6 protein-coding genes are annotated in these 13,907 nt (G+C 31.0%); 5 read left to right on the top strand and 1 reads right to left on the bottom strand.

Annotated features, from left to right (window positions below; translation table 11 throughout):
- Positions 1-21 precede the first annotated feature (21 nt).
- The gene (gene uvrA / locus BUC09_RS04495; protein WP_073309130.1) at positions 22-2,808 is read right to left on the bottom strand and encodes an excinuclease ABC subunit UvrA; all 2,787 of its coding nucleotides are present in this window, start codon (positions 2,806-2,808) and stop codon (positions 22-24) included.
- Positions 2,809-2,956: 148 nt separating this feature from the next.
- On the opposite strand from uvrA, the gene BUC09_RS04490 reads away from it, so the two are divergent.
- The 5 genes from BUC09_RS04490 (at position 2,957) to BUC09_RS04470 (ending at position 13,831) form a co-directional block, all read left to right on the top strand.
- Entirely contained in the window at positions 2,957-5,770 is a 2,814-nt protein-coding gene (locus BUC09_RS04490; protein ID WP_073309128.1) for a triple tyrosine motif-containing protein, read from the top strand.
- A gap of 250 nt (positions 5,771-6,020) precedes the next feature.
- Positions 6,021-9,077: a SusC/RagA family TonB-linked outer membrane protein gene (locus BUC09_RS04485; protein WP_073309126.1), complete on the top strand. Its 3,057-nt coding sequence runs from the start codon at positions 6,021-6,023 to the stop codon at positions 9,075-9,077.
- Between the two features lie 11 nt (positions 9,078-9,088).
- Positions 9,089-10,561, top strand: a complete 1,473-nt coding sequence (locus BUC09_RS04480) for a RagB/SusD family nutrient uptake outer membrane protein (RefSeq protein WP_073310351.1) — start codon at positions 9,089-9,091, stop codon at positions 10,559-10,561.
- Between the two features lie 55 nt (positions 10,562-10,616).
- A complete protein-coding gene (locus tag BUC09_RS04475; RefSeq protein ID WP_073309124.1) occupies positions 10,617-12,170 on the top strand; it encodes a hypothetical protein in 1,554 nt (517 codons plus the stop codon).
- 5 nt (positions 12,171-12,175) lie between these two features.
- A complete protein-coding gene (locus BUC09_RS04470; protein WP_073309122.1) occupies positions 12,176-13,831 on the top strand; it encodes a family 16 glycosylhydrolase in 1,656 nt (551 codons plus the stop codon).
- Positions 13,832-13,907 lie beyond the last annotated feature (76 nt).

Here is a 13,907-nt window from a genome sequence, read left to right as displayed (position 1 = left end):
AGCCTCTTAATGAGGCTTTTTTTATAACTTCTCTTTTAAATATTTAGCTGTTATTGAAGCTTTGTTTTTAACTATTTCTTCAGGTGAACCAAAGGCAAGTAGTTTACCTCCATTTTCTCCGCCTTCAGGTCCTAAATCAATGATATAATCGGCACATTTTATTAAATCAAGATTATGTTCAATAACAATTATAGAATGGCCTTTTTCTAATAATGCATCAAATGATTTTAATAGTTTTTTGATATCATGAAAGTGTAATCCAGTTGTTGGTTCATCAAAAATGAAAAGCGCTTTGTCTTTTGTAGCTCCTTTGACTAAAAATGATGCCAACTTGATACGTTGTGCTTCTCCGCCAGATAAAGTAGATGATGATTGGCCAAGCTGAACATAACCTAACCCTACGTCTTGTAAAGGCTGTAATTTTTGGACAATTTTTGCTTGATTTTTTGCTTTAAAAAATTCTAAAGATTCATCGATAGTCATAGTTAATACATCATCTATATTTTTTCCTTCAAACTGTACTTCAAGCACTTCTTTTTTGAATCGTTTTCCGTTACATGTTTCACAAGGTAGAGAAACATCGGCCATGAAAACCATCTCAACATTTATAGAACCTTCTCCTTTACAAGTTTCACATCTACCACCATCGACATTAAACGAAAAGTGTTTGGCTTGATAACCTCTGTTTTTAGAAAGCTTTTCTTTTGAAAATAAATCTCTTATATCATCGTAAGCCTTGATGTAAGTAACAGGATTAGAACGAGAGCTTCTACCAATAGGATTTTGATCAACATACTCTATATGTTTGATATGCGAATAACTTCCTTCTAGTTCAGTAAATTGACCAGCTTTTTCACCAACACCTTCTAATTTTTTTTGCAGAGCAGGATATAATATTTTTTTAACTAACGTACTTTTTCCTGAACCCGAAACTCCTGTTATTACAGTTAATACGTCTAGCGGAAAAGTAACATCTATATTTTGTAGGTTGTTTTCTCGAGCCCCTTTAACTTCAACGAAATTTTTAAATTTTCTTCGTTTTTTTGGAACTTCTATTTCTAACTTGCCATTTAAATACAATGATGTTAATGAGCTAGATTGTAGTATTTCATCAAAAGTGCCTTGTGCGACTAATTCACCTCCATAAGTTCCTGCTTCAGGACCAATATCAATAATCATATCAGCAGCTTTCATGATATCTTCGTCATGCTCAACCACTATTACTGTATTTCCTAAATCTCTTAATGATAATAAAACTTTTATTAATCTTTCAGTATCTTTTGGATGTAAACCTATACTTGGCTCGTCTAAAATGTACATAGAACCTACAAGACTACTTCCGAGTGATGTGGCAAGATTAATTCGTTGTGATTCACCTCCAGAAAGAGTTGCAGAATTTCTATTTAAAGTAAGATAATCTAATCCTACATCTTCTAGAAAAGATAATCTACTATTAATCTCAATAAGTAATCGTTTAGCGACTTTTTGATCGTATTCTGATAATTCTAAGTTTTTAAAAAAAGGAATTAGCTTCTTGATCGATAAATCAACTAATTCTGGTAATGTTATTCCTCCAACTTTTATATTGTTAGTCTCTGGACGAAGTCTTTTACCTTTACAAGTAGTACATTTTGTTTTTCCACGGTAACGTGAAAGCATTACACGATTTTGAATTTTATAATTTTTCTCTTCTAATTCTTTAAAGAAATCATTTAATCCTTCAAAGTATTGATTTCCTTTCCAAACTAAATCTTTTTGTTCTGCAGTTAGTTGAAAATAAGGTTTGTGTATTGGGAAATCAAATTTATGACTGTTGTTAACCAATTGATCTCTATACCAGCTCATGCTTTCGCCTTTCCAGGGAGCTATACAATTTTCATAAATAGAAAGAGCAGAGTTAGGGATCACTAAATCTTCATCAATACCTATAATGTTTCCATAGCCTTCACATTGAGGGCATGCGCCATAAGGATTGTTAAAACTAAACAAGTGAATATTGGGTTCTAGAAAAGTGATATTGTCTAATTCGAAATTTGAACTATACACGATTTTTTTATCTGTATTTAATTCTTGTAAATAGCAAATTCCTTTTCCTTCATAAAATGCTGTTTGCGTTGCATCTGCTAATCTATTGTAAAAATCTTCTTCGTGTTTAACAACAATACGATCAATAATTAACAAAACATCTTTATTGTCAAGCGAATGCTGATCGATTTCATCTAAACGAACCATTTCGTTGTTGACTAAAATTCTAATAAAACCTTGTTGTAATAAGACTTTAAGTTTGTTTTCAAGATCTCTTCCTTCTTCCAGATGTATTGGAGAAAGGAGCAACCATTTGCTATTTTCTTCAAAAGTTTTTACTTCGTTAATAACATCAGAAACCGTTTGTTTTTTTACCTCTAAGCCAGATACGGGCGAATAAGTTTTGCCTATTCGAGCAAACAGTAATTTTAAATAATCATAGATTTCTGTTGAAGTACCAACAGTTGATCTTGCATTTGTTGTATTGACTTTTTGTTCAATAGCAACTGCTGGTGCAATTCCTTTGATATAATCGACTTTTGGTTTGTCTAATCGACCCAAGAATTGACGAGCATAACTCGAAAGACTTTCAACATAACGACGCTGTCCTTCGGCATATAAAGTATCAAAAGCAAGACTTGATTTTCCTGAACCCGATAAACCAGTTATAACAACTAATTTATTGCGAGGTATTGCTAAATCCAAATTCTTTAAATTGTGAATTTGAGCCCCTTTAATAAGTATATTTTTTTTAGGTTCTAGAGTAGAAATATCTTTGATCATATCTATGAAAATGTCTTTTCCACAAAGGTAACTATTTCGTGTCAGTTTTAATAAATAGCAAGTTGAACTAATTACTTTTTTTGAATAATTGTTTTAATAAGTTACTTTTACTTTTAACAACTAAACAAACAAAAAAACAAACCACCTTATGTTCAATTTTAAAAAGAATTGGTTATCGTTTCTATTACTATTCATCTCTTTAAATAGTTTTTCTCAAGAGTTACCACCAATCGTAAAATACGCACCGAATGTTTATGGTGCAGGAAATCAAAATTGGATGATATCTCAAGATTCAAAGCAATTTGTTTTTTTTGCAAATCATGAAGGATTATTAGAGTTTAATGGTTCAAATTTTACACTTTATCCATCTCCTAATGAGTCGATAATTAGATCTGTTAATGTAATTGGTGATAAAATATATACGGGTTGTTACATGGAGTTTGGCTTTTGGACAAGACAAACTAATGGTAGGTTGAAGTATACCTCTTTAAGTAAAAACATTAAAGATAAAATCATAGATGATGAGCAGTTTTGGAATATTTTAAATTATGATCAATGGGTTTTATTTCAGTCATTTAATGCTATACATATTTACGATACAGTTACAGGCAATTTCAGTAAAATTTCTAATAAAAATGGTATTTCAAAAACCTTCAGAACTAATAATTCAATTTATTTTCATGCTTTTAACGAAGGATTACTCGAAATTGAGAATGGAAAATCAAAATTAGTTTCTAATGATCCTATACTAACAAAAAATGTTATCATTAATGTTTTTTCAACAGATGAGGGATTATTGGTTTTAACTGAGCAAAATGGTTTTTTTAAATTAGTTAATGGAAAAGTAAGTAAACACAATACTTCAGCAGATTCTGAATTATTATCTTCTACAATTTATTCTGCAAAAAGGCTTTCTAATAAAGGCTTTGCACTAGGGACGGTTTCCAACGGAGTTTATGTGTTAAATTCTGAGGGTAAAATTCTTAATCATATTACACAAAGTTCTGGATTGAGTAATAATACTGCCTTGTCACTTTTTGAAGATGCCGATAATAATTTGTGGATTGGGTTAGATAACGGTATTAATTGTGTGAATTTGGATTCACCTATTAAAAGTTATGCAGACAATACAGGTATTTTAGGAACAGTTTATACTTCTCATTTATATAAAAATAAGCTCTACATTGGTACTAATCAAGGTTTGTTTTATAAAGAATTTGGAACTAATACACAATTTCGATTTGTTTCTGGAACAAAAGGGCAAGTTTGGTCATTGTTTGAACATGATGGCGTGCTTTTTTGTGGACATAACCTTGGTACTTTTTTAATAGATAACGGAACGGCTAGTAACATTTTTAGAGCTTCGGGAACATGGAAGTTTGTAAATGTACCTGACCGAAGCGATTTGTTGCTACAAGGAAATTATTATGGCGTATCTGTATTACAAAAAATTGAGAATCAATGGATGTTTAAAAACAAAATCAATGGTTTTAATTATTCTTCTAGACATCTTGAAATAACAAAAAGTAAAGATATATACGTTTCTCACGAATACAAAGGGATTTTTAGATTTAAAACAGATAATGATTTTGAGCAAGCACATTCTTTTTATACCTATACTTCACCAGGGAAGGGAAAAAATGCTTCACTAATAAAATTTAACAACGAAATATACTATGCTTATAAAAACGGAATTTATAAATTAAATGAAGTTGACAAACAGTTTGTAAAAGATAAAACATTAAGTTCAATATTTGAAAAAGACGATTATACTTCGGGTAATTTGATAGTTGATAGTTCAAATAAATTATGGCTTTTTACAAAGAATTACATCCATTATTTCTCCTTAAACAAACTAAATTATAAACTGAAAGAAAATACGATTCCAATTCCTGCTTCTTTAACAAACTCCATGTTAGGATATGAAAATATTTATCAGCTATCTAGTTCTAATTATTTAATAGGTACAACAGATGGTTATTATATTATTAATCTTGATGGTCTGAGTTTTAAAAACTATAATGTTAGTATTTCTAATATATCTGTCAATAAACTAAGTAAGACTTCCATAAATGCTCCAATATTAAATAGTGGTGAGTTTTTACATAGTGAAAACAATATTACTTTTAGTTTTACTGTTCCAGAATACAATAAATACATTAATGCAGAATATCAATTCTTATTAGAAGGATTTCAAGATGAGTGGAGTGATTGGAATTCAAAATCTTCAATAAATTTTAAAAATTTACCTCCTGGTGATTATGTTTTTAAAGTAAAAGCAAAAATTGCTAATTCTACACCTGCAAACATGGCGATTTATAAATTTAAGATTTTAAAACCTTGGTATTGGACAAACTTTGCTAAATTTTTGTATCTAATTTTAATGTGCCTTGGTGCATATTTTATCAATAAGGCTTATAAAAATTACTATAATAGTCAAAGAGAAAAACTAATAGAGGAAAATAATAGATTGCTCGAAATTCAGGAGCTTGAAAATGAACAAAGATTAATGAAGATTAGAAATGAGCAATTAACTAATGAATTTGATGCTAAAAATAGAGAATTGGCAGTTTCTACAATGAACTTGATCAAAAAGAATGAATTGCTTTCTATGATTAAAGACGATTTGAAAAAGACAACACAAGAGGGTGATAAAAGTATTAAATCGGTTATAACGACTATTAGTAAAAATATTAGCGAAGATGACAATTGGAATGTTTTTAAGGAAGCATTTGATAGTGCAGATAAAGACTTTTTGAAAAAAGTAAAAGCAGCTCATCCACTTCTAACTCCAAACGATTTGCGACTATGTGCTTACTTAAGATTGAATTTGTCATCAAAAGAAATTGCCCCACTTTTAAATATTTCTGTACGTAGTGTTGAAATTAAACGATATCGTTTGCGTAAAAAAATGGATTTATCACACGAACAAGGTTTAGTTGAGTATATTTTATCGATATAAAACTTAACACATCACCTAAAAAAACTATACATTACCACAACATTTCGTTTTTTTAGGCCTCTAACAACTTCTTGAATTTATTTTTTATTAAATTTTTAATCAATTATAATTCCTTACAAATACTAATTCTTTTTTAAGAAATTGATAAAAAATAGTATGTTTTTTTATAGTGTATGTTTTTTGTAGGGGTTGTTTTTAACTTTTTATTAATAGATAAATCTAATTTTAACTTCAAACTAATCACACTAATATGAAGTCAAACTATTTATTAATTTATTTTTTACTCATTTCAACTTTTGGGTTTTCTCAAATCCTAGATTTAAGAGGTACTGTAAAAGAGAGTGGAACCAACGTTCCCATTGCAGGTGCCAATATTAAAGTTAAAAATGGGCAACTATTTACCACATCAAACTTCGATGGGACTTTTGTGCTCAAAGGAGTCCATAAAGGGGAAACTATACTCGTTAGCTTTTTAGGCTTTAAAACCTATGAGTATGTAGTATCTTCTAGTCAAGATAATTTAAGTATATCTTTAGTTGAAGATAAAAATGCCTTAGAACAAGTTGTAGTTGTAGGTTATTCTTCAAAAAAGAAAAAAGATGTAACAGGAGCTGTGAGTGTAGTAGCCAGTAAAACTATAGAAGAATTAAGACCAATTCAAGCATCACAAGCTTTGCAAGGAACAGTTTCAGGTGTTACGGTCAATGCTGCATCAGGAGCACCTGGATCAGGCTTTAGTATAAATATTAGAGGTATTTCTTCAAATTCAAACAATCAACCATATGTTTTAATTGATGGTTATGAAGGGGACTTAAATTTGCTTAACCCTTCTGATGTTGAAAGTATTACTGTTTTAAAAGATGCTCAGGCTGCTGTTTATGGTTCTGTAGGGGCTAATGGAGTTATTATTGTCACAACAAAACAAGGAAAAAAGAATTCACGACCTAAAGTAAGTTTTGAATCTTCGTTCGGGATGCAAGAAACTTCTAAAAAAATGAGATTGTTGAATGCTACAGAATATGCTCTTCTTTTAAATGAAAGCTACGCAAATGGAGGGCAGGCTTTACCATACCCTGATGTTTCTAATTTAGGAAAAGGAACAGATTGGCAAGATGAAGTATTTAGATCAGCTATGCTTTACAATAATAATCTTTCTATTTCAGGAGGAACAGATAAAATTATATATTCTTTTAGTGGATCAAATGTTAAGCAAGACGGTATCATAGGATTAGATAAATCGGGATTTGATAGAAGTAATGCTAGAGTTTCAGTTGCTGTTGACTTATCAGACAAATTTAATTTATCTACAAACTTAATGTATACAGATTTTAATAGACAGAGTTTAAATGAAAACGGTATTGGATCTGTATTATTCAATGCAATTAATGCTCCTTCAACACTTTCTGTTTATGATAATTTAGGTAATTATACTCTTATTCCTGATACACCAGGATATGGTAATGAAGTAATAAATCCTTTAGCGCAAATAGAAAACACATACAATAGTTACAATCAGAAAAAAATAAATGGAAATATTGTTTTACAAATCAAGCCTTTTAAAGATTTTAAGATAACAACTAGATACGGTTTTAATTCAGCTAATTCTGTTGGAAAGTCTTTTAGTAAAGAATTGTTTTATGGAACAGGAAAAGTATTTAATGTTACCCGAAATAGTGTTTCTCAAAATGCCATTCGCTATAGTGATTTTACTTATGATTTGTTTGGTGAATATGAAAAGACTTTCTTGGAAAATCATAAAGTTAAACTAACTGTTGGTGGAACACTTATTGAAAAGAATGAAGAAGGCCTTTTTGCAACAGGGTATGATGTTCCATATAACTCGTGGGATTATGCAGATATTCAATTGGCTAATGGAGCTCCACCAGATGGCGTAATTCCTAATGGGTCATACAAAAATGCACCTTATAAAAAACCTTCATTATTTACCACTATTGATTATAATTTTAAAGAAAAATACTTATTGTCTTTTATTTTTAGAAGAGACCAATCAAGTCATTTTGCAAAAAATAATAGTGTTGCATACTTTAAATCATTTTTAGGAGGTTGGATAGTATCTGAAGAAGATTTCTTTAATAAAGAAAGTCTAGTTAATTTTCTGAAAATTAGAGGAAGTTATGGAACGTTAGGGAATGATGTAGCTGGTTTATCAGACTATAGGTCAGTATTATCTGGTGAAGCAACCTATGTTTTCGATAATACATTAGTGAATGGTGTTGCGATAGGTAGAATCCCTAATGAAAAAATAAAATGGGAAACAGGCGAAAAATTAGATGTAGGATTTGATTTGAAAGCATTTGACAATAAATTGGAATTAATTGCTGATTATTTTAATGATATTCGTTCAGACTTATTAATTCAAAATGTACCTGTTTCAGGTATAAGTGGAGGGTATGCCCCTGGTTCTGGAAATCCAACATTAAATGCAGGAAAAGTTAGAAACAGAGGAGCAGAAATTACTTTGAACTACAAAAGTAATGTGAATAAATTTAAATATGAACTAGGTGTTAATGTTACTAAAATTCAAAATGAAGTATTAGAAGTTAATAATGCTACAGGTTATCAAGAAAGCGGGGCGTTTGGAATTGGACAATTACCACCAACAAGAATGCAAGTGGGACAACCTATCGGAGTTTTCTACGGACTTCAAGCTGATGGAATTTTTCAAAATCAGGCCGAAATTGATGCTCACCCTTCTCAAAGTGGTTTAGGATCTACAGTAACATCTCCAGGAGATATTAGATATAAAGATATTGATGGTAATGGTAAAATAGATTTTAATGATAGAACATTCATAGGTAAACCAATTGCCGATTATACTTTAGGTTTTAATTTAAATTTAGGTTATAAAAACATTGATTTCATTGCTTATTCATATGCTTCAATTGGCAATGATTTAATTAGAAATTATGAAAGAACAGAAAATAAATTAAACAAGTTAGATTATGTTCTTGATAGATGGACTGGTGAAGGAACAAGTAATACAGTTCCTAGAGTAACAACTGGTGCAACAAACAACAATTTATTTTCTAGTTATTTCGTCGAAGATGCCTCTTTTTTAAGAATTCAAAATATTCAATTAGGGTATTCTTTATCACAAAATGTTTTAGAAAAATTAAACCTTGCTAAGCTTAGATTTTATTTGTCAGCAAACAATATTTACACTTTTACTAAATATAGAGGTTTTGACCCTACTGCTAATACTGGTAACCCTATTTCAGGTGGAATTGATTACGGATTTTATCCTCAGCCAAGAATTTATTCATTTGGTTTAAATGTTAATTTTTAATGCAAATTGAAATGAAAAAAAATATTATATCATTTTTTCTGATACTATTAGTGATTACTGCTACTGTATCATGTTCTGACGAATTTATTAATGAAGAAGCTCCTTTTTCTATAGATTCTGAAAATTATTTTAACTCTGATAAAGATTATTATAATGCACTTGTTGCTGCTTATGATATGCTTCATTCGAGTTATGTAAATGTATTATTAGGAGAAATTGCATCAGATAACACATTGTCAGGAGGAGAAAGTGCAACAGATGTCATAGGTTTTCAGCAAGTAGATGAAATGTCACATACTTCTGTTAATAGTAATGTGAAAAATATTTGGGATTGGATGTTTGCAGGTGTTCAGCGTTGTAATTATATCTTAGAATTTAAAGATAAAATAGATTTTACTGGTAAAAATCAAATCATTGCAGAGACAAGATTTCTAAGAGCTTATTATCAATTTGAATTGGTTAAGTGGTTTGGTGGAATTCCTTTAAAAGGAGATGTTAGATTCAAATTAGGAGATGAAAAAACAATTCCAAGGTCTTCTGTTGCAGATGTATATGCTTCAATAGAAGCTGATTTAATGTATGCGATAAACAATTTAAATGTGAATGCTCCACAAGTAGGAAGAGCAACTAAAGGAGCTGCTCAAGCATTATTGGGTAAAATTTACCTTTATCAAAATAAATATCAACAAGCTGCAAATGTATTGGATAATGTTATAAATGATGGTAATTATTCATTAGTGTCAGATTATGCAACAATTTTTGAAAACGATAATGAAAATAATGCAGAATCGGTATTCGAAATACAATACACAGATACTCAAGGAGCTGGATTCGAATGCTTGCAATGTAGTGAAGGAAATGTAGCTGTAGGCTTTAATGGAATTAGAAATTTTAACGGACCATTATTTGATAGCGGTTATAGTTTTAATATTCCCACTAGTGAAGCTTACAATTCTTATGAGCCTGGTGATAGAAGACGTGATGTTGCTATTTTAGATATTGTAGCTTTTGCTGCTGCAAATAATGCAACATATGGTCAAGGATATAAGCATACAGGTTATTTTAATAGAAAATATTTGCCTAGAAAAGGAGATTCAAATATTGGAGATCAAAATTTAACAAACCCAAATAATTACAGATCTATACGTTATGCAGATGTTTTATTAATGGCAGCCGAAGCATACAATAGAGGTAATATTGATGATGGTAGAGCTCGTTTGTATTTAAATCAAGTTCGTAGAAGAGCTTTTGGAGATACAAATCACGATATAAATGCAACAGGTGCTGCACTTACAGATATTATTTGGGCAGAGCGTAGAGCAGAATTAATGGGAGAAGGGCATCGTTTCTTTGATTTAGTAAGAACAGGAAAGGCTGCTGGAACAATTCCAGGGTTTATGGCTAATAAAAACGAAGTGTTCCCTATACCAATAGAAGAAATTCAATTTGCAGCCGGAAATTGGAGTCAAAATCAAGGATATTAATAAATCGAATTGTAATCTTTAGTTATAAACTATTGAATATTTAAAATATAAGCATATGAAAAAAATTAAATATATACTTTACATCATTTTGATTGCAGCCTTTGCAGGTTGCTCTCAGGATGAAGATAATTTCGATTATCTTAATTCTGCAAAAGATCCAAGTAATATTTCTGCATTGTTTTTAATTACTAATGATAATACAGGAAAGGTAACAATTAGACCTAATGGAGAAGGAGTTAGTTCTTACCAAGTCTTTTTTGGTGACGCTTCAAATACGAATCAAATGATAGCTCCAGGAGGCACAGCAGAACATACTTATCCTGAAGGTCAGTATAATGTAAAAATCATTGCAACTAATTTAAATGGTAAAACAGTTGAATATACACAACCATTAACAGTTACTTTTGTTGCACCTACGGATTTATTAGTTACTGCAGAAAAAGAGCCTGGTAATCCTTTTAAGCTTAACGTTACTGCTAAAGCAAATTTTGAAACTTATTTTGATGTATACTTTGGAGATGTTCCAAATGAAGTACCTCAGCAATTTAATGAAGGTCAAACTATTTCTCATGTTTATGCTAGTATTGGTACTTATACATTAAGAGTCGTAGCACACAGTGGAGGAGTAGCTACCTCAGAAACTACTCAACAGATAAATATTTTCAATCCATTGTTATTGCCTATAAATTTTGATTCATCAATATTAAACTATGATTTTGTAAACTTTGGGGGTGCAACTTCGACGGTGGTTAATAATCCAGCTGTAACTACAAGTAATCCAAGTTCAAAAGTGGCAAGATTACAAAAAGCATCGGGTTCAGAAGTTTGGGCTGGTTCTTTATTACAACTAGATGAACCAATTGATTTTACAACGTTAAAAAAGATAAGAATTAGATCTTATTCACCAGTTGTTGGAGCAGTGATCAAAATGAAATTGGAAAATCTTACAGATTCAAATATTAACTATGAAGTTGATGTACCAACTACTGTTGCTAATGCATGGGAAACACTAGTTTTTGATTTTACACCTATTAATACAACAAATTCATATCAAAAAATTGTTATTTTCTATGATTTTGGAAATCCTGGTAATGGAGCCAACTATTATTTTGACGATATCAAACAAACAAACTCAAATAGTCAAATAGAATTCCCATTAACTTTTGAAGACAACTCTTTGACCTATACATTTTCAAACTTTGGAGGAGCGGGAACAGGAGTGATTAATAATCCATCAGTTTCAGGTATAAACGTTAGTGCAAAAGTGGCACAATTTAACAAACCTAGTGGAACGGAAACTTGGGCGGGCTCATTTATTGATTTGGCAGATCCAATTGATTTTACTAATCTTCAAAAAATAAAAATTAAAGTTTGGTCCCCACAATCTGGAATACCAGTTTTATTAAAACTTGAGAATCTAGGTAATGGATCTATAAATGTTGAGCGGACTGCTAATACAACAATTGCTAACGGTTGGGAAGAACTAACATTTGATTTTTCAGGGGTTGAAAGTTCCAATAATTACCAAAGAATAGTGTTGTTTTTTAACTTCGGAACTTCTGGCACTGGTGAAAACTATTATTTTGATGATTTAAAACTTTCAAATTAGAAATTATGAAAAATTATATATATACTTTTTTAGTAGCTATTTCTTCGTTACTAATTATTACGGCTTGTCAGGATGATGATCACACTTTTGGTTCAATAAACACTCCTGAAAATTTAAATATTGTAGCAGAAATTATTGGTCAAGATGGAGCTCATCCTAATGGAGATGGATCTGGATTGGTTAATTTTACGGCTACCGCAAGTAAATCTTTAAACTATAAATATATTTTTAGTGACGGTAGTTCACAAAGCACTCAAAGTGGTAAATTCCAAAAAAGATTTACTAACACAGGTGTCAATACTTATCAAGTAACAGTTTTAGCTAGTGGGACAGGAGGAGCTTCAACTACAAAAACTATAGAAGTTACAGTACAAAGTGATTTTTCTGATGATGAAGCATTTCAATTTTTAACAGGTGGAGGTACTAAAAAATGGTACTGGGCTGCAGCAGAAGCAGGACATTTAGGTGTTGGGCCTAATAATGATAATCCTGCACAAAACGGGACGCCTATTTGGTATGCGGCTGCTCCTTTTGAAAAAGCAAATTCCCCTGAAAGTAGCTGTTTGTATGATAATGAATTAACATTTGTTAAAGATGGTAACAATTTAAGATACACATTAAACAATCAAGGTAAAACCTTCTTTAATGTAGGATATAATAGTGTTGTTGGAGCAACATCAACAAGTGATGGATGTTATGATTATAATACTTCAGGAACTAAAACAGTTTTATTAGGTCCTTCTGATTCTGTTTTGTCAACAACAAATCCCACAGCTACAAGAGGTACAACAATGACTTTTTCAGATGGTGGATTTATGGGGTATTATATAGGCCAATCAAAATATGAAATATTATCAATTACAGATAATAGAATGGTGGTTAGAGCTGTAATGGGTAATGATAATGCTATTGCATGGTATCATATATTTACAACTTCCCCGCCAAGTCAAGGTGCTGATTTTACTAATTTAGTTTGGCAGGATGAATTTAATGTAGACGGCGCTCCAGATGCCAGTAAATGGGTTTTAGAAACAGGCAGAGGCCCCAATAATGATGGTTGGGGTAATCAAGAGCAACAATATTATACAACTAATTCAAACAATGTTTCAATTTCTGGAGGTACTTTAAAAATTACTGCAATTAGAGAAAATTTTAATGGTTCACCATTTACTTCTGCTCGTTTAAAAACTCAAGGAAAATTTGATTTTAAATATGGGAAAGTTGTTATGCGTGCAAAATTGCCTACTGGTGGAGGTACATGGCCTGCATTATGGATGTTAGGTAGTAATATTACTTCTGTACCTTGGCCTGATTGTGGAGAAATTGATATAATGGAGCATGTGGGTAATCAGCAAAATACTGTATTTAGTACATTACATTATCCCGGTCATTTTGGTGGTAATGGTGTTTCTGGAAATACAACAAATGCAACTGCATCATCCGCTTTTCACGAATATTCAATGGTTTGGACAGATACCGTTATTAAATTTTATATAGATAACGTTCAGTTCCATACGTTTGCTAACACTGCTAGCACTCCGTTCAATCAAAACTTCTTTTTGCTTTTAAACTTTGCAATGGGAGGTAATTTTGGAGGAGCTATCGACCCTAGTTTTACTCAATCTACTTATGAAATAGATTATGTAAAAGTCTATCAATAACATTTTTCATTCAATTTGTTTCTCAACCAGTTGCAAAGAGATTAGTTTTTTTCTAATCTCTTTGAGGTTGGGTTAT

The sequence above is a fragment of the Flavobacterium terrae genome (genome assembly GCF_900142035.1).
Lineage (GTDB): Bacteria > Bacteroidota > Bacteroidia > Flavobacteriales > Flavobacteriaceae > Flavobacterium > Flavobacterium terrae.
The sequence above is the reverse complement of the archived record's forward strand: the minus strand, read 5'-3'. Positions and strand labels throughout refer to the sequence as shown.

Bases quoted from the DNA above. Each gene is read 5' to 3' on its own strand.
- uvrA (WP_073309130.1), bottom strand. From the start codon at position 2,808: ATGATCAAAGATATTTCTACTCTAGAACCTAAAAAAAATATACTTATT.
- BUC09_RS04490 (WP_073309128.1), top strand. From the start codon at position 2,957: ATGTTCAATTTTAAAAAGAATTGGTTATCGTTTCTATTACTATTCATC.
- BUC09_RS04485 (WP_073309126.1), top strand. From the start codon at position 6,021: ATGAAGTCAAACTATTTATTAATTTATTTTTTACTCATTTCAACTTTT.
- BUC09_RS04480 (WP_073310351.1), top strand. From the start codon at position 9,089: ATGAAAAAAAATATTATATCATTTTTTCTGATACTATTAGTGATTACT.
- BUC09_RS04475 (WP_073309124.1), top strand. From the start codon at position 10,617: ATGAAAAAAATTAAATATATACTTTACATCATTTTGATTGCAGCCTTT.
- BUC09_RS04470 (WP_073309122.1), top strand. From the start codon at position 12,176: ATGAAAAATTATATATATACTTTTTTAGTAGCTATTTCTTCGTTACTA.